Annotated in this window: 13 protein-coding genes and 3 pseudogenes; 8 read left to right on the forward strand and 8 right to left on the reverse strand. The window is 48.1% G+C overall.

From position 1 onward, the window contains the following. Positions 1-531: 531 nt before the first annotated feature. Positions 532-1,137: an FMN-dependent NADH-azoreductase gene (locus JCM11969_RS13220; RefSeq protein WP_054711894.1), complete on the reverse strand. Its 606-nt coding sequence runs from the start codon at positions 1,135-1,137 to the stop codon at positions 532-534. 53 nt (positions 1,138-1,190) lie between these two features. Between JCM11969_RS13220 and JCM11969_RS13225 the strand changes: the two genes are divergently transcribed. Next, a complete protein-coding gene (locus JCM11969_RS13225) occupies positions 1,191-2,411 on the forward strand; it encodes an aminotransferase-like domain-containing protein (RefSeq protein WP_054711896.1) in 1,221 nt (406 codons plus the stop codon). A 228-nt stretch (positions 2,412-2,639) separates the two neighbouring features. Here the strand turns inward: JCM11969_RS13225 and JCM11969_RS13230 are convergent, their stop codons facing one another. Both JCM11969_RS13230 and JCM11969_RS13235 read right to left on the reverse strand, forming a co-directional pair. Beyond that, entirely contained in the window at positions 2,640-3,338 is a 699-nt protein-coding gene (locus tag JCM11969_RS13230) for a M57 family metalloprotease (RefSeq protein ID WP_054711897.1), read from the reverse strand. A 637-nt stretch (positions 3,339-3,975) separates the two neighbouring features. Continuing rightward, positions 3,976-4,590: a matrixin family metalloprotease gene (locus JCM11969_RS13235; RefSeq protein WP_162231480.1), complete on the reverse strand. Its 615-nt coding sequence runs from the start codon at positions 4,588-4,590 to the stop codon at positions 3,976-3,978. A gap of 244 nt (positions 4,591-4,834) precedes the next feature. Between JCM11969_RS13235 and JCM11969_RS13240 the strand changes: the two genes are divergently transcribed. The 4 genes from JCM11969_RS13240 (at position 4,835) to JCM11969_RS13255 (ending at position 9,484) form a co-directional block, all read left to right on the forward strand. After that, the gene (locus JCM11969_RS13240) at positions 4,835-6,880 is read left to right on the forward strand and encodes an ABC transporter ATP-binding protein/permease (protein WP_054711899.1); all 2,046 of its coding nucleotides are present in this window, start codon (positions 4,835-4,837) and stop codon (positions 6,878-6,880) included. Between the two features lie 729 nt (positions 6,881-7,609). Further along, positions 7,610-8,116, forward strand: a complete 507-nt coding sequence (locus tag JCM11969_RS13245) for a hypothetical protein (protein WP_054711901.1) — start codon at positions 7,610-7,612, stop codon at positions 8,114-8,116. Further along, positions 8,020-8,718, forward strand: a complete 699-nt coding sequence (locus JCM11969_RS13250) for a sensor histidine kinase (RefSeq protein ID WP_156319367.1) — start codon at positions 8,020-8,022, stop codon at positions 8,716-8,718. Before JCM11969_RS13245 ends, JCM11969_RS13250 begins: the two co-directional genes overlap by 97 nt. Positions 8,719-8,857: 139 nt before the next feature. Then, complete coding sequence (locus JCM11969_RS13255) at positions 8,858-9,484, forward strand: response regulator transcription factor (protein ID WP_054711905.1); 627 nt, start codon at positions 8,858-8,860, stop codon at positions 9,482-9,484. A gap of 124 nt (positions 9,485-9,608) precedes the next feature. On the opposite strand, the pseudogene JCM11969_RS13260 reads toward JCM11969_RS13255, so the two are convergent. Then, a pseudogene (locus JCM11969_RS13260) lies at positions 9,609-10,948 on the reverse strand (MFS transporter). A gap of 373 nt (positions 10,949-11,321) precedes the next feature. Here JCM11969_RS13260 and guaD point away from each other — a divergent pair. Together guaD and JCM11969_RS13270 are read left to right on the forward strand one after the other, a co-directional pair. Beyond that, positions 11,322-12,659 carry a guanine deaminase gene (gene guaD / locus JCM11969_RS13265; protein WP_156319368.1) on the forward strand — a complete coding sequence of 446 codons (1,338 nt, stop codon included), beginning with the start codon at positions 11,322-11,324 and terminating at the stop codon, positions 12,657-12,659. 4 nt (positions 12,660-12,663) lie between these two features. Next, positions 12,664-14,052, forward strand: a complete 1,389-nt coding sequence (locus JCM11969_RS13270; protein ID WP_054711909.1) for a uracil-xanthine permease family protein — start codon at positions 12,664-12,666, stop codon at positions 14,050-14,052. Between the two features lie 551 nt (positions 14,053-14,603). On the opposite strand, the gene JCM11969_RS13275 is transcribed toward JCM11969_RS13270, so the two are convergent. The 4 genes and pseudogenes from JCM11969_RS13275 to JCM11969_RS13290 all read right to left on the reverse strand — a co-directional run bounded on the left by JCM11969_RS13275 (position 14,604) and on the right by JCM11969_RS13290 (position 17,560). Continuing rightward, positions 14,604-14,906: a CHY zinc finger protein gene (locus tag JCM11969_RS13275; RefSeq protein WP_054711911.1), complete on the reverse strand. Its 303-nt coding sequence runs from the start codon at positions 14,904-14,906 to the stop codon at positions 14,604-14,606. After that, positions 14,903-15,898: pseudogene (locus tag JCM11969_RS13280) on the reverse strand (biotin--[acetyl-CoA-carboxylase] ligase). The gene JCM11969_RS13275 and the pseudogene JCM11969_RS13280 overlap by 4 nt, the downstream one beginning before the upstream one ends. Positions 15,899-15,914: 16 nt before the next feature. Further along, the gene (locus JCM11969_RS13285; RefSeq protein ID WP_054711913.1) at positions 15,915-16,484 is read right to left on the reverse strand and encodes a biotin transporter BioY; all 570 of its coding nucleotides are present in this window, start codon (positions 16,482-16,484) and stop codon (positions 15,915-15,917) included. A gap of 155 nt (positions 16,485-16,639) precedes the next feature. Further along, a complete protein-coding gene (locus JCM11969_RS13290) occupies positions 16,640-17,560 on the reverse strand; it encodes a DMT family transporter (RefSeq protein WP_054711914.1) in 921 nt (306 codons plus the stop codon). Between the two features lie 172 nt (positions 17,561-17,732). Here JCM11969_RS13290 and JCM11969_RS13295 point away from each other — a divergent pair. Beyond that, positions 17,733-18,353 (forward strand): annotated as a pseudogene (locus tag JCM11969_RS13295) (carbonic anhydrase family protein). The last annotated feature ends 900 nt before the right edge of the window (positions 18,354-19,253 follow it).

The following is a 19,253-nucleotide window of genomic DNA, read 5'->3' on the forward strand; positions in this document are numbered from 1 at the left end:
AGAGTGCGAAACCAGGGGCGGTTAAGGAGTGGAGCCTAGTGGACTTTGGTCATAAATTCCTGGGCTTGGGAATTTGTGACCGAAGTCCACTAGGTGCAACTCCTTGCCCCGTGTAGCACGTTTCGGCTCGAGGACAGCAGTGCACAATCTTAATCGCACCTTTCGACTAAAGAATAAAACACCCACGAGTGCAAAAAAGGGCGCCCAGGGAGTGGAGCATAAGTTGACTCTGACAGAAATTCCTGGGCTTGGAATTTGTGTCAGAGTCGGCTTATGTGCAACTCCCTGCCCTTTTTGCACGTTTCGGCTCGAGGACAGTAATGCACTGTGTTAATCGCACCTTTCAACAATAAAGGAAGCCATCCACGAGTGCGAAACCAGGGGCGCCCAAGGAGTGGAGCATAGTGGGACTCCTTGCCCTTCTGTAGCACGTTTCGGCTCGAGGACAGAAGTGCACAATCTTAAATCGCACTTATCCCAAGAAAAGCCACCTAAACAAGGACTATAATCCCAAGTTCAGGTGGTTTTAATCTACCCTAAAACATCCGCCAAATACCCCGACAACTCCCGCTTAGTCCCCTCAACAATGGCCGCTTTATCATTCCCAACTAAATCCAATCCCTCAGCCCGAATCAACGTCATCTGAGAGATTCCCATAAAGTTCAAAATGGTCCGCACATAGTGTGGCGCAATATCCGCATTGATATACCGGATGTCATGCTCGTAATCACTACCGCTTGACTGAATATAGGCCACATGTTGCTTGCCATCTAACAGCCCTACCGAACCATCGGCCGTATACTTAAAGGTCTTGTTTGCAATCAAAATGTTATCGATATAGTCCTTCAACTTTGTCACCACATTAAAATTATGCAGCGGCATCATGATGAGGACGACATCCGCAGCCTTCCACTGCTCAATCAGTTCATTTTGTCTGTCTTCAACCGTGTCGGGGTGCATCAAACTTGTTTCAGTAATTTGTGGCAAAACGGTTGCCGGATCGTACAAGGTTAGCTGGTCGACATCGGCAGTCGGTGCCAGTCGTTTAATTTCCGCGACAGCGTGCGCATTTAACTGGTTAATGGTCCGAGCAGTGTTACGATAATCTGGATGTGCGTTGATCAATAAAATTTTCATTGTGTTTTCCTTTCTTGGTACAATAGTGTCAAAACAGAGTTGGAAGTGATGCTATGTTACTCATTGATCGCAATGGCGGCGAGAAAATTTATTTGCAGTTATACCGGCAAATTCGCGCCGAGATCGAAACTAGCGTGCGACAACCGGGGCAAGCAATGCCCAGTACGCGATACTTATCACAGGAACTGGCTGTTAGCCGAAACACTGTGGATCACGCCTACCAGGATCTGGTAGCTGAAGGCTATCTGGTGAGCAGACCTGGCGCCGGTTACCACGTCACCCACCACTTACCATTTGTTGTTGAAGAAAAGCCGGCAACGCAGCGTTCGGTACATCGCGGCGCGTTTCAATACGATTTCACAGAAAACTTTGACTATTTACGGTTGTTTCCAAAACAGGCCTGGTTATCGGCGGAGGAACGGGTCATGAGCCATGGAATCGAGCATATCCAACCGGTGAACGGCGATCTGGAATACCGCCAGCAGCTGGTGACCTACCTGAACCGGTTAAAAAATATTGATGTGACGCCGGAACAGATCGTGATCACGAGCGGCTTTAATGAAGCCGCCAGCATCATTGCAAGACTCATGCCTGAATGGCGGAAAACGACGTTGGCGGTGGCCGAACCTGTGGCGCCAAACGCCCGGGATGTGTGGACGTCGCTCAATATCCCGACGATGCCATTCCGTGACTGGCAACGTTTGCCAAAGACAGCAGCGTACCTGTTGGCACCCACGCACAACTTCCCATCAGGCGAAGGTCTCAGCATGGCACAGCGTCAGGAATTAGCTCATAAACTGCTTGCAGATGATTGCTACCTGATCGAACTCGATACGGATGGCTCACTCTCCTATTCCGGTCAAGCTGCTCCCGCAATTTTCCATGAAATGGGTGGTCAGAATTGTTTTTACTACACCAACTACGATGAAACACTGGGATCGTCGCTTTGCTTGGGCGTCCTTGTGTTACCAGAAGCTCTGGTAGCCTCATTTCAAACGACATATCGCCATTTACCCAACCGTAATTCACAATGGCAACAACAGATTCTGTCTCAACTCATTGCAAACGATGATCTGGAACGGTTCATCCGTCAGTTAACCATCGTGTACAATAATCGTCGTCAACTCATCAATAGTCTGGTTGCTGAAACCTTCGGCGACAAGCTCACACCCATGGGCGCGGCAGCAGGTAGTTTCGCAGTCTTTCATGTCAACAGTGATGCTACTGTTGATCATTTAATTGATGTTGCAGGTCAAGCAGGCGTCGGTTGGTAAACCCAGACCGCTGCTGGCGCAACCGCAAGCCGGCATATAAAAGTATCGTATTCAGTTTTCGTCAAACAGACGACGACCACATCATCGCCGGTATCAAGGTGCTTGCCCAGGCCTGGTCCGCAATACTTTGATAACAAATTCAGTATACGACATGGCTGGTATTTCCCAAGGGCCAGTTCGAGAGAAAAAAAGGGGACCAGTTTTTTATAACTGGTTCCCTTTTTTCCACTACTGTCCCTGATAAGCAGCTTTCAATCCCTTAACATCGGTACTCGTAATCGCCGAGCTCCGGTTCGCATAGTACATCACGCTCTTTTTGGTATCGGCGTGTTCCAACCCCAGCGCATGGCCAAGTTCGTGTTCAGCAACGTGTTCGCGATCCAGTTGTGAATAGTGCATTTTATTCGCAATATTTTTGTAAACGTATGAGGTCGCACCCGCCATCACGTTTAGGTTCCCCATCTTTTGAGTGGTGTGATAAGAACTAAACGTCATCCCGACAATGTCACCAGAGGTCTTGGTCGTGTCACTGTTCGCTGAAGCTAACGTAATGTTGGCTGTCTTGCCAGCTTGGACGGGCACTAATTTAACCACCTTCGTGGCATTCCAGTGTTTCACAGCACTGTTCCAAACCTGTTTATAGTACGTTGATTTATCGTTTATTTTATAAGTAATGGTCTTGCTGGCCCACCGGTACGTTGCCGGTGTGGTCATGTTAGCACCGGTCTTGAACCCGAATGACATGTGGGCAAGACTGGTGATGGCTGCTGCTTTCGAGTGACCTGTGGCCGCCGTTGCGTCAGAGACAGTTTTCACAACATCGTTAGAAGACGCTGTGGCATCAGCGGTTGCTTGAACAGCACCGGTCGTCATCGTTAATACAGTTGCAGCAATGGTTAAAATTTTGGTGAAATGGTTGTTAGTCATGGTAGAACTCCCTTTTTATTCAATCGTTTAATGAAAAATAATTGCCGTTTTTCACGGCTCGATGTCTTTTGCTGTGCTTTTTCATAAACTCTGAATAAAATGTCGGGGCCCTAATCCCAACTAAGAGTTGCCATCCTATAGTATCGCGTCATTGTTACAACCACCGGCTCCGCCCGGTGGTCCGAATGGTCAAATTCAACCGGTTCCCCAACCAGAAAAATTTGGACGATTCAAACAACTTGGTGATACGCGTTGTCTTGTTTGTGTTTCAAACTTGAGCAACGATATGTATCATACCCGTTGCTGAAATGAAATACCATTCAATATTTTCACCGATTTTGAAAAAATGAAAACACTTGGAAAGTTTGTGATTTACTGTTAAAACACTGAATTGCGCATCACTGGTAATGTAATCGAATTCAGTTGTACTCAAATACTTATATTGTTAAGTATTTCAACCGTAAGTTTTAGCCAAAAAAGTTTTTAATTGAATACATTATCGTCTTGAATTGTCGAGTTTTTCTAATTTAAGTGTCATTTATTTCAAAAATATGGATTTTTAAAACGGATACATGACCTTATTTCCGCCATTTTCTTTTCGAGTTGTTGCTTATAAATTTCAAAATAAACCTTTTTTCTATTGATAGGCTTGTTTCAACCCAGCAACATCCGCCAACGTGATTGCTGATTGCCGATTAGCATAATACATAACGCTGCGTTTGCTCGCCGCGTGCGTCAGGCCCAGCGCATGCCCGATCTCATGCTCTGCCACGTGCTCGCGTTCGACCTGCGAATAGGCCATTTGCTTTGCAACGCGCTTATATAGGTATGAATGGGCGCTCGCAAGCACCGGCCGGTTGCCAATTTGCGTATTACGATGGTATGACGTATAGGTCAGTCCAATAATTTGCCCATACCCCGTAGGAATTGGCGTCACTGCCGACATCTGCAACTCAGCCGGAGCCCCCGGCTGTGCCGAAATCAGCGATACCACCCCCGCCGCATTCCAATGTTGCACCGCGCGTTGCCAAATTTGTCGGTAGTATGCCGATCTATCCGTAATGCGATAGGTCACGACACGGTCTGCCCACCGGTAAGCTGCCGGGGTCACGTAGGCGCCACCAGACTTAAAGCCGTTACTCATCCGGAGAAGTGGTACCGCCATCGCCGGGGCTGCCTGACTCACTTGGGTCGCATCCGCTGTCGTCCTTATGGCGCTGTCGTGCGTTATCACGCCACCCACCTCCATCATCAACAGTGCCACCATTCCAATGACATAAAACTTCCAATAAGATCTGAACATCATCATCACTCCTTTAGATTTAACCGCTCTAGTCATACCTACGCAGTCGATGGCTGAGACCCGCAAAATCGTTTCAAAAAAATGACATTTGCCCAAAAGGGAACCCCCAGTTGGTCTTTTGGCCGATGTGGGCAACACAAATAACCCGTATAGTTGGTCACAGTTAATCGAACAACATTGCGGGAGGCAGACATTGAGTTATTTAGAGCTAAGAGACATTCACAAATCCTACTATTTAGGTAAGGAAGAATTTCCCGTTTTAAAGGGAATCGATTTAAATTTCGATCTGGGTGAGTTTGTTTCCATCCTGGGCGAATCTGGCGGTGGAAAATCCACCCTAATGAATATTATCGGCGGTCTGGATCGCCAGTTTCAAGGCAGCGTGACCGTTGATGGCACGCGGCTGAATCACAGCGACGAAAAAGCGCTTGACCACTACCGGCGCGACACGATCGGTTACATTTACCAGGCCTACAACTTGATCGGTCACCTGACCGTCATGGATAACGTGCTGATTCCACTTGACATGACCACGTTATCTAAGGCTGACCAAAAGAAACGCGCTGCCGAACTTCTCGACCGCGTTGGTCTGAAAGATCAGGCACACAAGTATCCCAACCAGCTTTCCGGTGGGCAAAAACAGCGGGTAGCCATTGCCCGGGCGCTTGCCAGTGACCCGAAAGTCATTATCGCTGACGAACCAACCGGCGCCCTGGATTCCGAAAACACTAAGGAAGTGCTGGAGATTCTCGACGGCATCGCACAAGAAGGCCGGCTGGTCATCACTGTGACCCACTCGCAATCCGTTGCGGACGCTGGAACCCGGATCGTGCATTTGGCGGATGGAAAGATCGATAAGGATACCAAGCTGCGAGACGCCTATCCAGTGACCGATACGCCACGGTTAAAATCGCGCCTGCTACCGGCTGCGGTATCCTACACGACCGCCTACAAACACTTCAAGTTCAACTTCTGGCGCAATTCACTGATCGTTTTAGGGACCGCCGTTGGCTTATTTGCTGTAATGCTGTTTTCAGGTCTTGGAAACGGGATCAGCGGGTATATCAATAAGCAGGTCAACGACCTCGTGAACCCCACGGCAGTCAGCATTAGCCGTTACCAAAAGTCAGCCACGGCAAGTACAAGCGGCAGCGGTGGCAGTAGTAAACAAGCGCAAGCCCAGCAGCAACAGGCCATGCAGCAATCTGCTTCCAGCATGACTGGCGCTTCAACGGCCAGCAGCAGTACCCCGACATTCAGTGCGACCCAACTCAAACAGCTTGGCAACATCAAGCACGTGACAGGTGTGTCAAAGGTCTACACGGCTAGCAGCGTCACCACGAGCTACAATGACAAAAAGGCAACGATCTCAAGCCTCCAAAACTGGAATGCCAGTGCAACGTCCAACACCATTAAATACGGCCATAAACCAAAGGCTGGTGAGATCGTTATCGATAAAGACAGCGTAGCCAAATCACTCTCTAAAAATCATTGGAAAGACCTGATTGGCAAAACCATCACACTGTCTTACAAGACAACAAACAAGAATGGCAAACCAGTGACCGTTAAATTCAAAGCAAAAATCGCCGGGATCACCAGTAAATCCGCGGCTGCCAGCATGGCAAGCGACAACTTTGTTAGCACCAAGACCCTCACCGCAGCAATGAACAAAGCCAACGTGAGTGACAAGGCCACCAGCACCGTTGTGAAGGTCGATAAGATCGGCAACGTCAACGGGGTCACTAAGAAGATCAATCAACTAAAGACCAACGATAAACGCCTGTACAGCGCAACCTCGGTCAACTCGATCATTAGTAAGATTCAAACTTACGTTAAACTGGCAACCAACATTCTCTCGGCCATTGCCGCCATTTCCTTAGTCGTTTCCGCCTTGATGATCATCGTCACGATGTACATGTCAGTCAGTGCGCGAACTAAGGAAATCGGGATTCTCCGAGCGTTGGGTGAATCGAAACGCGACATCCGGCGATTATTCATCAGTGAATCGCTGATCATCGGTGTACTAAGTGCAGCATTTGCCACCGTTATTGCCCTCATTGGGGAGGTGACCGTTAATCACATGCTGGCGTCAATTGCGAACTACGCTTTTGTCCAAATTACAGTCGGCAACGTTGTGACCGTCTTCGTCATCGGCGTCGTCATCTCACTTGTCACCGCCTTCCTACCAGCACGTCGGGCAGCTAAACTGAACCCGATCGATGCTTTGGCTGCGGACTAAAGTGAAATGCCGCTGCGTTGCGCCATTCGGCTCTGCAGGCTGTAGTGGGTCGCTCCGGAGCTATTGAATTTCTTTCAGAAATTCAAGGATCTCCTCCGTCTCCCGTGTTTGTAGGCGAGGAAAGGACCCTCGCCAACAAACACCGACACTACTGCCTGCAATGCCGAACGACTCCACTCCGCTACGATAGTTGTAGTCGTCAGCCATAGATGGTAAGACTTCATAAAAAAGTGTCATGGAGCCTGTTAATCAATCGCTACTTGTGACTAAAACATGGTGAGAAGCATACCTGTTAATAATCTGACTAGCAGTTGAGGGCGGATTCTCTTCGAACTTGGTTTAACGCCAATGTGATGCTCAACAAGTAGTAAAAAGTAAGCTCACCATCAGTGGAATGGAGCAATTTGGCACGGAGCTGTGGTGTCGATATCAGTTAGCGACCGTACTTTGGTCGGTTACTGATATGCGAGACGATGAAGATCCATTCGAGAGCTGCGTAGCAGAAATCGAATTAGCTTCATCGCGAGCCACTTCGACGGCCTGCCAAATTGCGGAATGTAACGGCATTTAAAGGGTCCTAAGTCATCTTAGTACCCAATCAAAAGCGTTAATGAATTGCAAACAGCACAATTTCTCAAGATTTCTCCTCAAAAATCCGTCCGGGCCACCCCGCGGCGGGTTTTTGGGTTATATTGGTGGTAATAAAAAAACGTAAAGGAAGTGACTATCGTGCACCCGACCCCTGAAAATGAGGAACAGACGCTTAAAAATCTGCGGAACATTCGTGGCCCCTTCATCATTTGGATGATCATGCTGGGATTCATGGCTATTTATGTGGTCAACTCAATTCCCCAACTATCTGATATGCGTGAACGATTCGCACCCGAATTTGTCAGTGTGAATCAATCGTTTCGGCCGTTGCTCATTATCATGGCCGTGGCGAGCATCATTTTGTCCATTTGGTTTGGCCCCTGGCTATATCAGCGCCACCACTGGCTTTTAACGGGCTGTCCAATCATGCTGATTTTCATTTACGCCGGGTTTTTGAGCCGCAGCATGCCCGTGATCATGGTCGGTACCTACCCAGTTTTAATGATTGAGACCATGATCGGCTACCACTACTCAAGACGGGTCATGACTTGCCTGACAGTCGCCTATCTCAGCATGTGGGTGGCTACACCGCCATTGTGGGTTGGGTTCAGGGCATCATTGTGTTGTCGAGCTTCATTTTCCTAATGGCCATCGTGTTCTACTACTGGCGTTTCTATCAACACCAGGTCCAAGAACGGGAACGTGTGGAGAATCTCTACACTGAGTTGCAGTTGGCCTACAAACAGGTCGAAGCATCGACGGTTCGCGCAGAACGGCAACGGGTCGCGCGTGAACTGCACGACACATTAACGCAGGGATTGGCTGGCGTCGTTATGCAGTTGGAAGCCGCTAAAAGTTTTCTGGACCAGGGCAACGCTGACCGGGCTGAAGAAATTATCAACACGAGTATGACCACTGCCAGAACTGCCCTGCACGAGTCACGGATCACGCTGACGGATCTGCGTAGCACAACGGAGGAAAGCCTCCCCGTCCGCCTGCAGTTGGTTGCGGACGCCATTCATAAGAATTACCAGGTCACGACCACGATTCAGTTAAACGATATCCCGGATTACAGCCCATCGCAGCTGACCGAGATTACTCGCATCGTGACGGAAGCCTTAACCAACGTGGCAAAGCACGCGCAGACAGACCAAGCCATCATTAGCGGCAGTCTGACAGATGATATTTTCAAACTAAAAATTATCGATTTCGGCACCGGCTTTAACACCCACGACAAAAAAGCCTGAAGAAAACTGGCCATTACGGTCTTCAGGGTATCTATGAACGCGCGGACCGGCTAAACGGCGTCATTACGGTCATTAGTGCCGTTGATGAAGGCACCACCGTCACGCTGACCCTGCCCGCAGACAGAAAGGAACTCGCAGAATGATCAACCTCCTCATTGTCGACGACCACCAGATCTTACGGGCGGGACTCGAACTCATTTTTGAAACCGTCACTGACATTAACGTGGTCGGCACCGCAGCCGATGGCGAAGCAGGTCGGCAAAAGGTTGCTGCCCTGCACCCCGACTTGGTGATCACAGATATTCGCATGCCGAAATTAGACGGGATCGCCCTCATTAAATCACTCCATGAGACAAATCCGGACTTACCCGTCATTGTCCTGACCACCTTCGATGACCAAAAACCGATTCAAGAAGCGATGCAGTTAGGTGCGAAAGGCTTCTTATTAAAGGATGCGGATAAGGCAACGATTCTACGCGTGATTCGCGGTGCGATGAAGGGCGAGACCTACATTGAACCAAGAATTGCTGGTAAGGCCTTTGCTGCCCCCAAACCAGCACAACCCACAGTCGTGTTATCTGAGAAAGAGCACACGATTTTAACACAGGTAGCGCAAGGCTACCATAGTAAGGAAATCGCCGAAGACTTAGCCGTCAGCGAACGCACCATCAAGTCCCATCTAACTAGCATCTACAACAAACTGGGCGTCTTTACGAGAGCGGAAGCCGTCGCGAAAGCGTTGCAGTTGGTACTGATTGAGCTTTAAAACACTAAAGGTATCTAAGCAGTGGTCCAACTGCTTAGATACCTTTTTTAATGATTAAAAATAGACTCTTGAAGCAGTGATCATCAACAAGGTCACTGCATGGAACAAAATTCACGTCCAAACCTTAACGCCCCTGAACCTGACCAAGCGACCCATCAGCGTCATGGTCGACATCTTCAGCGTCAATCGTCGACTGTTTAGACGTTTCAAACATCCGCCAGTAAACAATCAAGGAAACAAACGTCGCAAAGGCTACATAATAGAAGAATAACGATTCCAAATTAACGGAACGCAGCCAAAGGGCAACGTATTCAACGGTTCCGCCAAAGATGGCAACGGTCAGTCCATACGGAAATCCAACGCCTAGCGCCCGAATCTCAGTAGGAAACAGCTCCGCCTTAACAATCGCGTTGATCGACGTGTACCCGGAAACGATCACGACCCCTGCCAGCATCAAGAAGAATGCAGCCCAGGACGAATGCACATGCGCCAAGATGGAGAAGATCGGCACCGTAAACAGCGTGCCGCCAATACCGAACCACAGCAATAGTGGTTTCCGGCCGATTTTATCCGACAAGGCACCGAAAATCGGCTGCAAGATCAGCATGATCAACAACGCCGCAAAGTTGATCACGGCAACAACTCGCGCATTTAACCCGGTCGTGTTGATCATGAACTTCTGGAGGTAAGTGGTGTACGCATAGAAGCAGATCGTCCCACCAAAGGTCAGCCCAACGACCGTAAAGAATTGTTTCGGATACTTCATTAATAGGGTCATTGTCCCAGACTTCTTGTTTTTCGCGTTCTTAGCTTTGAACTGGTCGGATTCTTCCATGGTGAGCCGCAGCCAAAGGACCCCAACGGCGCCAATCGCACCAACCACGAACGGAATCCGCCAGCCAAACGAATAGAGCTGTGCCGTTGACAGAAAGCTCTGCAGAATAATCTGCACCAGCAGCGCAAATAACTGGCCGGAAATCAGGGTCACATATTGAAATGACGAATAGAACCCCCGCCGTTTTGGAGACGCCATTTCTGACAGGTACGTCGCCGAAGTGCCGTACTCACCGCCAAGTGACAGTCCCTGAAACAACCGCGTGACAACCAAAATGATGGGTGCCCAAACACCAATCGTCTTATAAGCTGGCGTCAGTGCGATCACTAACGACCCGGTGGCCATAATGGTCACGGACAAAGTCAGGGCAGCTTTACGCCCCTGCCGATCCGCAAACCGGCCCATCACAAACGACCCAAGCGGCCGCATCAAAAACCGACGGCAAACACGGCAGCGGTTGATAGCAACTCAGCCGTTTTATCCTCAGCTGGGAAAAAGGCCGCCGAGAAGTACACGGCAAATGACGCGTAAACGTACCAATCAAACCATTCGATCATGTTTCCTAACGATCCCTTGAAGATATTCGCGGCAATTCGTTTTTCACTGCGTTTTACTGGTGCTGTATCCATGGACATCCCTCCAAATTATAAGATTGTCATTAGAAGATTAAAATATCATTAGAGATAATCTTACCCAATCTCGATTAAATATGCAAGTAGTGACTATTTATTAAGGGTCATGAAACCGAGCACATTCCCTGCCACACGGCGATTTTAAGCAATAAATAAAATTCATATTACAAAATTAATACTCACTGTAAAATTAGAATTTAAATAGTTCGTGTTTAACCGTTGAACCTTACTCCTGTAATGCTTATAATAGCCAACAAAGCATTTATACGAATGTTTCATTAGGGTGTCTAATGAAAGTTCGTTATTGTAATTTTTCTAAGGTTGCAAATGCTCAAGTCAATTAAATATGGAGGCGATTCCGATTTCATTTATGAGAGTCATTGAGGGTTCCCTTTTTACGTCGACCAGTCCAACCACGGTATCCTATCAGGAACACCAGTTGATCTGTATCGACGACAGTGGTTACATTGAACGAATCATTGCCCGAACCGAACCGGACTTCGAGTCAGTCCGGCAGGCAGCTTCCAGGTCTGATACCCTGGTGACACTCGCTGCCGATCAATATATACTCCCCGGTTTCATTGACTTACACATCCACGCGCCACAATGGCCAAATGCCGGACTGGCGCTGGATCGACCACTTAACGAATGGCTTGATACGTATACTTTCCCGCTGGAGGCTAAGTATGCGGACCCGGCGTTCGCGAAACGCATTTACGATGCCCTGGTCTCGAGACTACTCAGTAACGGGACCACCACCGCGCTCTTCTTCGGCACTATCCATAATCCAGCGAATCTTGAACTGGCAAAAGCGTGCATCAGACATGGTCAACGTGGATTTATCGGAAAAGTTGCCATGGATAATCCGAGGGAGACGCCAACTTATTACCAGGACGCATCCGCCCAGGTCGCTGTGGACCAAACTGAACAGTTTATCCATCAGTTAGCAGATTTAAATCGCACCACTGACTTGAAACAAACCCCGGTGATCACACCGCGATTTGTCCCAAGTTGTACCCCGGCATCCTTGCAGGGGCTGGGCGATTTAGCTCAAAAGTACGACTTGCCCGTCCAATCCCACTGCAGTGAATCTGATTGGGAAAACGGGTTTGCGCTCGAGCACTACCATATGCGCGACGCCGACGTACTTGACCGGTACGGCCTCCTCACTGATAAAGCGGTGATGGCTCACGGAACACTACTAAACGAGCAGGATTACCAGTTGTTTAAGACCCGGCAGGTTGCCATTGCGCACTGCCCGATCTCAAACGTCTACTTTGGTAATGCTGTGCTGCCAGTGAAACGGATCCTGAATCACCAGCTCAAAATGGGCTTAGGAACTGATATTTCTGGTGGTTATTCGCCAAGTTTGTATCACAATATTCGTCAAGCAGTCATGTCTTCTCGCATGTTGCAAGACGGCGTGGATAATCAGCTAGCTGCTGATCACCGCGGTGTGGCTAACAGTGCCATCACCGCAAAGGCCGCGTTTTACATGGCAACGTTTGGCGGTGCCGAAAGTTTACATCTTAAGACTGGAAAGATCGCACCAGGTTACCTGGCCGATCTCCAAATCGTCCAATTGTCGACCCACATAATTCCACCTGACAAGGACGACGACATCTTTGACGCGTTACTGTATCAGACAGAAGAACAAGATATTGTTCAAGTTTACGTTCAAGGAAAACAAACCAAGGGAGAATTATAATCATATGAATCGCAATGAAAATGGCTTACTTTATGGACCAGACGATAAAGTTTCGTACACTCAGTCAGGATTTTTAGGCTTACAACACGTGTTGGCAATGGACGTTTACGTCGCACCACTTATCATGGCCGGCCTGTTGTCAATGACACTCGCACAAAAGACTGGTTTCCTTCAAGCTGCTTTCATCGCAGCCGGTATCGGGACGATCTTGCAAACGAAATTCTTCATGAAGCTGCCCGTATCACAAGGGCCTTCGTTCGTTCCTGTGGGCGCCGTAGCTGGGGTCTACCTCGCTAACGGCGGCGTTCACGGCGGTATGGCGACCGTTCTTGGCTCGCTTGTCGTCGGATCTCTGTTACTGGTTATCTTAGGCGTCTCTGGCGTCTTCCAAAAGATCATCAACTTGTTAGTCCCCGCCATCGTTGGCGGAACCATCATCACTTGTGTTGGCTTGTCCTTATTGCCAGGCGCCTTGAATGACAACATTTTTCACGCCGGCGGTAATGTGAACACCAACATCATCATCGCAGCATCAACTGCTGCCGTTATGTTACTTGCAATTATTCTCAGTGTCCGGGTACCACAATTGAAGAAAGTGCTCAAGGTGAGTTCCATCGTCATTGCCTTGATTGCCGGTTCAATTGTCGCAACCGCCATGGGTAAATTTGACTGGACCCCAGTTCAAAAAGCGGCGTGGTTCGCACTGCCGCAATACACGTCACTGCACTACGGCCTTCACTTCTCACTGCCAGCTATTTTGACATTCGTTGTCATCTACATGGTTTTGACCACTGAAACGACCGGGACATGGTTCGCCATGAGTGCCGTTACAGGTGAAAAGATTACCGACAAGCAGTGGAACCGCGGGATCATCGGAGAAGGTCTGAGCTGTTTGATTTCAGCCCTTCTCGGTGCCACCCCAATGACCGGGTACTCAACCAACGCTGGTGTCGTTTCCGTCACTGGTGTTGCCAGCAAACGTGTCTTCGTCTCCGCTGGTATCTGGTTCATGGTCTTAGGCTTCTGCGGCAAGTTATCCGCCTTTTTGGCTGCTGTTCCAGCACCAGTTATCGGCGGTGTTTACTCCATTATCTGTGTGGTCATCATGTTGAACGGCTTAAACGTCATTCGTAATCTGGCCACTTCAGACAGTGCCATCTACGTGATCGGAATTCCGATTGTGTTGACCATGGCCGTTGTTCTGGTAACTTCAAAGGTCGTTAGTGAAGCCCCACAAATGATTCAATATCTGTTAGGCTCACCGATCACGATCGGCGCTATCAGCGCCATTCTCATGAATTTATTCATGTCTAAATCTAGCAAACAAACTGTAAAAAAATCTGAAACCGCTGCTGATTCAGATACTTCTGTGGAAGCAACAGCGGGAAGATAGCGTGTAAAATAAGGCGTTTTGAGGGCGAAAAATCTTTCCAATTTTAGGTGATAGTCCGTTGCATTCCGCAATTTTGCACTCCGCTGAAGTGGCTCGCGATGAAGCTAATTCGATTTCTGCTGCGCAGCTCTCGAATGGATCTCCATCGACTCGCACATCAGTAACCGACCGAAGAACGGTCGCTAACTAATGTCGACACCACAGCTCCGTGCCAAATTGCTCCATTCCACTGATGTTGAGCTTATTTTCTACCAATGATTAAGCATCACAATGGCGTTAAACCAAGTTTGAAGAGAATCCGCCCTCGACTGCTGCCAACCTTCTTGACAGCAATGCTTCACGCCAAAGCTAACTTAGCATTAGCGATTAACCAACTGGTATTTGAATCTTCCAATAACAGAAAGACTCCTTGTGTAACCTGTTTCGGCAATAGAGAACAGCACACAAAAAGGACCATCATCGCGATGGTCCTTTTTTTCATATCTAAGTTTTAAAGAAGAACAAAGAAGTCTGAAAAATAGCACAATTCTAAACTGTGCTATCCAAGTAATTCACTTAAAATAAACACCCCAATGCCCCTCACACTTCGGATTAAAAGCCGCTCGACAATTCGGACAAGTCCCCTGCTGATATGCAGCAAATGACATCACCGTGTGACAAAGCCCACACATTACTGGATCATCATCCTTATCACACGCAACAAACTTGTGGTCACACAACGCATCATGGCACTGGTAGCACGCAAAGTAGGCCTGACACTGTTGACATTTCAACCCAGCAATATCGTTTTCCTGATGGTAATGCACACACCGCCCAGCGTCATCCGTTTCCAACCCGTAAATCACTTGTGTCATTTCTGAGAATCCTCCTGCTGACCGGCGTAATGCACTTTGGTCACCTCGCCGCTGGTAAACGTGCGCAGCTCACCGTCAGTCGTTTTAATGGTCAGCGCGCCATCGGCCTCAATCTGTTGCGCCACGCCAACCACCGTTTCGTCACCCAGTTGTAGGTGGACTTCCCGACCTAACACAACGGCGTGTTGCCGATAGGCGTCAAGATATTCCGGATTTGCATAGTCCATGTAGTGCGCCGCAATCGTTTCAATGAGTCGACTCACCAATAAATTCCGGTCTACCGGCGTCGCACTCATACTGGTCACCTTAGCCTTGAGGTCATTCGGAAACAGCTGGGTCGCCACATTCATCCCGATACCGACCACAAAAGCTGCTGTCGAGCTGGATTCCAAATCCAAAACTGCTTCAGTCAGGATACCAACCACCTTTTTGTGATTCAGATAAATGTCGTTGACCCACTTATACTGAAAGTCCTGGTCCGGGAAAAACTGCCGGAGAACATCCGTGATCAAAACGGCAAAGGTCGTGGTCATCAACAGCTTTTGGCCATTCATGAGTCGGATTTGGCAAGATCATGCTGAAGTAAAGGCCAGTTTCTGCCGGCGAAAAAAACGCTCTGCCACGCCGACCATAGCCTCAGTTTGCGCGTTTGCCACAAACACCGTGGGCTGCGTAACTTGATGATGACTCAAGAACGCCTTAGCAACGCTTTGCGTCGACGTTACTTCATCATCAACGTACAATCGACCTGCGAAATCCTGATTCGTATAGTAGTTGATAATTGCCGCATTAAGCGATGCATTTTTAACGAACCGGTAGCCCATATTTTTCCGGCTTTCAATCTCATTACCCTGTTTTCGCAACGTATTGATGGCTTTCCAAACAGACTCCCGGCTAATTTCTAACTGGGTCGCTAGGGCATCACCCGAAAGCCAAGAGTCGGCGTGTTCAATTAACTGAATCAAGATTTTTTGTGCTGTTGTTTGTTTCAAAATTGAGCTCCGTGAATTAAAAAATTGAGCTGCTTTTTCGCAATCGGCGAACCAAAATTACTGAAATGATGGCCTTAATCGTATCACCAGGAATAAAGGCAATACTGGACGTCAAACTTGCGGACAAGGCAATGTTAGATTGCGCGGATACCCAAATTGCACCGAGGCCATCAACAAACAAAACGCCAAACAACCAAACAATGGCAAGTTCGACCAGCCAATACAGTTCGCCGCTGCGGCCCGTGAGTTTGAGCCCCCAACCAATTAACAACGGTACCAGCACCCAGGCAACGATGTACCCGCCAGTTGGGCCGATCATGGTCGCCAAGCCGCCACGTCCGCCAGACAGCAGTGGCAGCCCAAGCGCAACCAACACCAAAAACAACCAAACAGCAAGACTGCCATTTCGTGGTCCCAGTAATTCGCCAGCGATCATAACGCCAATATTTTGAAGCACAATGGGCACCGGAATGATGCCAAGTGGAATACCGGGGAACAGCCCCAGAACGATTAAAATCGCAATCATCGTTGCCACCATCGTGAGGTCGCGAACGGAGAGTTGCGTGATGCCTTGCTTATTTGTCATGTTAAACTCCAATCAATCCTACATATTCTATAATCTGTCACGATTGATTATAGCGAACTGTAACCCTAATTTCAATATTAGGGTTACAATTAACAGACAAGGCATCAAAAACACCGGCAAGCGATAGCCATCGGTCACTGGTTTTTTCTGGTTCATTATGATTTAGCGCTTCGCTTCAACCATCTAGGCAAGCCATTCACGGCAAGCGCTTGAAGAAACGCAGTAGCGAGGATCATGACGCCGCCCAACGCTTCCGGTAACCCAAAGGCAGTGTGCAGCAAAACCACTGATAGTACGGTGGCCGTAAAGGGTTCAAACGAACTTAACATGCCAGTTGTTGACGGTTTTAGATATTTTAAGCTCTGCAGGTACAGCAAATAAGCAAACATGGTGCCTACCGTTGCCACAAAGAACACGCCAGCCCAACCAATTACGGGTAGTTTTGGTAATGGCGTCGTCACTAAATGCGGTAAAAATGCCACGCTGCCAATCAACATTGCCCATCCCGTCACGATTTTAGCGTCAAACGTTTTTAACAAGCGAATCGGAATTAGCGTGTACAGCGCTTGACCGACACCCGCCATGACACCCCAAAAGATTGCTGGCGGCGCTAATTGCAGACTGGTGAACTGGCCCTTAGTCACCAATAAATAGGTGCCAAACAGCGCAATGATCATCGAAATGGCATCAATGCGCCGCGGCAGTTGCCAGTTTGCGATTGCCAAATAAATAATAATAAACAGTGGACCTAAGAATTGCAGGATCGTTGCCGTTGGCGCATTGCCGTATTTCACCGCCATGAAGTATGAAAACTGTGATGGCACCATACCGAATAGTGCGAAGGCAATTAGCAGCAGACCGTCTCGCTTATGGTGCCAAACAGTCATTACCTGTTTGGGCGTCGTAATGGCACTCCAGCCAAGCAGCAACACTCCTGATATTAGTAAGCGCACACCCACTAACCAGCCCGGTTCCACAGGTTGGCGTGAAAATAGAAACTGGGCAGCACACCCAGACATGCCCCAAAATGTTGTTCCAACAATGGCACAGATGAGTCCCTTCGTTTTCGTTGTCATTGCCGTTCTTCCTCTCAATTAAAAGTCTATGAGAATTATGCTATTGAATTAATGATGATTTGTAAAGACTTAATTTATGTTCATTATTAAAAAGAACGCGTATTTTGCGGTAATCGTCGGGATTCTGTATTAAAATAAGACTTACGATACCGTTTTCAGAGAGGATGATTCTATGACCGACTATCATCAACAAGCTGACTGGACCACGGTTAACGACCACCAGTCACCCATCGACATTGATACAGCCAACACCGTTGTCATCAATCAGTACTTACCATTTACCATGAATAATAAGCACCATCTAAAATTAGACCGTGATGACGGCACGACAATTCAAGTCACAGGAACCGGCCACGCCAGCATTTTCAACCGGCCGTTCCACTTCGTTCAACTGCATTTCCACTGGACATCGGAACATTTAATTGACGGGGAAACCACGCCACTAGAGATTCACATGGTCTACCAATCAAGCATTGGCCAACTCTGTGTTGTTTCGTTGATGGTCAAACACGGACCAGCGGACGAAACGTTGCAGGAGATTATCGATAATTTCAAACCGGATGAGGATATCCGTTGATTGATCAATTGGGTCCACGAAAAAAGCTACGGTTTCCACTACTTGGGATCCTTAACCACCCCGCCGTTGACTGAAGGTGTGGAGTGGGTCGTCATTACAAACCCACTAGTAACGGCTAGTGTGGACCAGCTTGCCTGGTTTAAAAAACACTTCGCATCAAATGATCGGACTGTTCAGGAATTGAATGGACGGGTGGTTGAGTGGTATCAGGAGTAGAGTGTGGAAGAAGGCGTTTAAGGGGCAGAATGTAATGGGCTCTGGCGGAAATGCCCGAACTTGGCATTTGTGCCAGAGTCCATTACATGGCCGCCCCTTGCCTTCTGGAACACGTTTCGGCTCCGTTGCCAAGAAAGCCGCAGCCAGCACCACACGCTCAAAAAAGGCCACAATCAACCTCACTCCTTTACAATGCAAAAAGTCGCAAGCCCATGTTATAATGAGTTTGCGACCTCGGGAAGTACTGTAATACTTCCCTCGTAGAGTAAATTCGGTAATGGCCGCTTCAGGTTTAAATATATAGTAATTTTAACCGTCAGCTATCGCTCAGCTTGGCGGTTGTTTTTGTTTCTTGTCCCTAACTATGACCACAATCAGCGTTATTAACGCGATATCATGCATCGCGAAAGCTAGCGCAAATTGTAACGTATCCTGAATGGACACTGGCCCTTCTCCTTTCCACTCAGATTCTTGATCACTACTTAAAAAACACTCATAGTAACCACCCCCTTGTCTGGAGCTACCACCGCCGAACTATTCTATTGATGCTAGTATAACTAATAATTGGTCTAGACATATTAAAATTAAATTAATGAATGCAAAAAAGCACGCGAGATTTTTTGGGGTTCTCGCGTGCTTTTTTCATTGGATTCTTTTCTGTGTTTAATCTGTTTTTTGGTGTGTTTGCGATGGTGACTGTAAGGTAAAAACTAACTCTGGAAAGCTGTTGTTTGGGCATTGATGCTGTTGAGTGCTTCTGGCCGCTGGCTTTCTTGGTCTCATTGCCGAAACGTGTTCAGCAGGGCAAGGGGCGGCCATGTAACGGACTCTGGCAAAAATGCCAAACCCAGGCATTTCTGTTATTGAGTGCTTTTGGCTTCTAGTTTTCTAGGCCTCATT

This window comes from Secundilactobacillus paracollinoides DSM 15502 = JCM 11969 (assembly GCF_001311135.1).
GTDB lineage: Bacteria > Bacillota > Bacilli > Lactobacillales > Lactobacillaceae > Secundilactobacillus > Secundilactobacillus paracollinoides.

Excerpts from the sequence above, each read along its gene's own strand:
- JCM11969_RS13220 (WP_054711894.1), bottom strand. The coding sequence starts at position 1,137 with ATGAAAATTTTATTGATCAACGCACATCCAGATTATCGTAACACTGCT.
- JCM11969_RS13225 (WP_054711896.1), top strand. The coding sequence starts at position 1,191 with ATGTTACTCATTGATCGCAATGGCGGCGAGAAAATTTATTTGCAGTTA.
- JCM11969_RS13230 (WP_054711897.1), bottom strand. The coding sequence starts at position 3,338 with ATGACTAACAACCATTTCACCAAAATTTTAACCATTGCTGCAACTGTA.
- JCM11969_RS13235 (WP_162231480.1), bottom strand. The coding sequence starts at position 4,590 with ATGATGGAGGTGGGTGGCGTGATAACGCACGACAGCGCCATAAGGACG.
- JCM11969_RS13255 (WP_054711905.1), top strand. The coding sequence starts at position 8,858 with ATGATCAACCTCCTCATTGTCGACGACCACCAGATCTTACGGGCGGGA.
- guaD (WP_156319368.1), top strand. The coding sequence starts at position 11,322 with ATGAGAGTCATTGAGGGTTCCCTTTTTACGTCGACCAGTCCAACCACG.
- JCM11969_RS13270 (WP_054711909.1), top strand. The coding sequence starts at position 12,664 with ATGAATCGCAATGAAAATGGCTTACTTTATGGACCAGACGATAAAGTT.
- JCM11969_RS13275 (WP_054711911.1), bottom strand. The coding sequence starts at position 14,906 with ATGACACAAGTGATTTACGGGTTGGAAACGGATGACGCTGGGCGGTGT.
- JCM11969_RS13285 (WP_054711913.1), bottom strand. The coding sequence starts at position 16,484 with ATGACAAATAAGCAAGGCATCACGCAACTCTCCGTTCGCGACCTCACG.
- JCM11969_RS13290 (WP_054711914.1), bottom strand. The coding sequence starts at position 17,560 with ATGACAACGAAAACGAAGGGACTCATCTGTGCCATTGTTGGAACAACA.